The organism is Actinocorallia lasiicapitis, assembly GCF_054778695.1.
In genome coordinates, this window is sequence record NZ_BAAGZI010000685.1 from 1 (window position 1) to 1,579 (window position 1,579).

General features: G+C 73.7%; 2 protein-coding genes. Both read right to left on the bottom strand.

The window, feature by feature from the left end:
• Positions 1-155: 155 nt before the first annotated feature.
• The gene (locus ACYVE7_RS33745; protein WP_460370599.1) at positions 156-920 is read right to left on the bottom strand and encodes a spherulation-specific family 4 protein; all 765 of its coding nucleotides are present in this window, start codon (positions 918-920) and stop codon (positions 156-158) included.
• The coding region (locus ACYVE7_RS33750; protein WP_460370601.1) for an NAD-dependent epimerase/dehydratase family protein at positions 911-1,579 on the bottom strand (669 nt) is incomplete at its 5' end. The genes ACYVE7_RS33745 and ACYVE7_RS33750, both read right to left, overlap by 10 nt.

Here is a 1,579-nt window from a genome sequence, read left to right on the forward strand (position 1 = left end):
GGACGGCGTGGTCGGCGTGGTCGGCGTGGACGGCGCGGGCGCGGCGGGCGGAGCCGTCGAGAGCGACGGGGAGGGCCCGGCCGCGGAGTCGGTGCCACTGCAAGCGGCCGTCCCCCCGATCAGGAGGACGGCCGCGATCGTGCTCGTCAGCCGCTTCACAGACTCAGCAGCCTGGGGAAGTAGGCGGGGAGCCCGTCGTAGGGGTTGACCCCCGACCGGTCGGTGACGAACACGATGCCCGTGTTGCGCAGATGGGCCAGGGCGAGCACCGCGTCGAACTCGGTCTCCGCCACCCCGTACACGAGGTGGCAGAACCGCTGCCGGGTGCCGGTGAGGGTCCAGTCGGGCGGCTGGACGGCCAGATAGGAGCTGAGCGGCCCTTCGAACGTGACGAGCAGATCGGCGAGCGCCTGGTAGCCGGGATCGGGGTAGGCGCCGTGGTTGAACGCGATGAACTCGGCGCCCAGCGCCCGCATCCGGCCGGTGACCTGCTGCATGAACGGCAGCCCCTCCGGGCCGGCCGCGACCTGGTCGCAGAAGAAGTCGCCGACCTTGTACCAGCTCCGGTACCGCCGGACGTCGGTCTCGATCAGCGCCGGATCACGGTTGCCGTAGGCCATGTCGACGTACCCGGCGACGGTGCCGCCGCGCTCCTCGACCCGCCGGACGGCCGCCTGGAACGCCGGGTTGACCGTCTCCCCCGGACCGCCCGCCACATTGAGGATCACCGCGTACAGCCGGGGATCGGCCAGCAGCTCCCATTCGGCGGGGAAGTAGTCGGGCCCGAAGTAGGCGGGGATCAGCGCCGCGTCCGGCCGCAGGACCCGCACCGACGGCATCCCGAGCGCGACCGCCGCCGCCCCCGCCCGCAGCACGTTCCGCCTGCTCGGCCCCTTGTCGTCAGGCCCGGTCAACTCCATGACTCCCAGAGGTCGGTGACCGTGGCGGTCAGCGGATGGGTGGGGGTCCACGGGAGCGTGGTGCGCGCCGCGGTGATGTCGGCCTGGTGCCAGGGGACGGCGGCCGACCGTTCGGAGCCGGTGCGGGTCTCGTGGAGCGCCCGTCCCGGCAGCAGCGCGAGCAGCGCCTCGACCAGGGTGCGGGAGGTCGTGGCGCGGCCAGAGCCGATGTTGAGGATGCCGGTGACGGACGACTCGGCGGCGGCGAGCGCGGCGTCGGCGACGTCCCGGACGTCCACATAGTCGCGGACGGCCCCGAGATCACCGGTCTTGATCTCGGTGTCGCCCGCGGCGAGCTGGGTCGCGACCTCGCCCATCAGCGAGGTGCGCGGCGAGCCAGGACCGAACGGGTTGAACACCCGCAGGACCACGGCGTCGGGGGCCCGGCCGACCAGCGCGGTGCCCGCCAGCTTGGTGTAGCCGTACGCGCCGACGGGGTTGGGCGGCGCCGTCTCGCTGATCGGGACGCCTTCGGGCACCGCCCCGTACTCGGCGGACGAGCCGAGGTGGACCAGCCGGGTGCCGCCGGCGGCCTCCACGAGGGAGGCCACCGCCGTCACATTGCCCTCGACCAGCCCGGCGAGCGGCCCGCCCGTCGCCCCGGCGCAGTTGATGATCGC

Excerpts from the sequence above, each read along its gene's own strand:
- ACYVE7_RS33745 (WP_460370599.1), bottom strand. The coding sequence starts at position 920 with ATGGAGTTGACCGGGCCTGACGACAAGGGGCCGAGCAGGCGGAACGTG.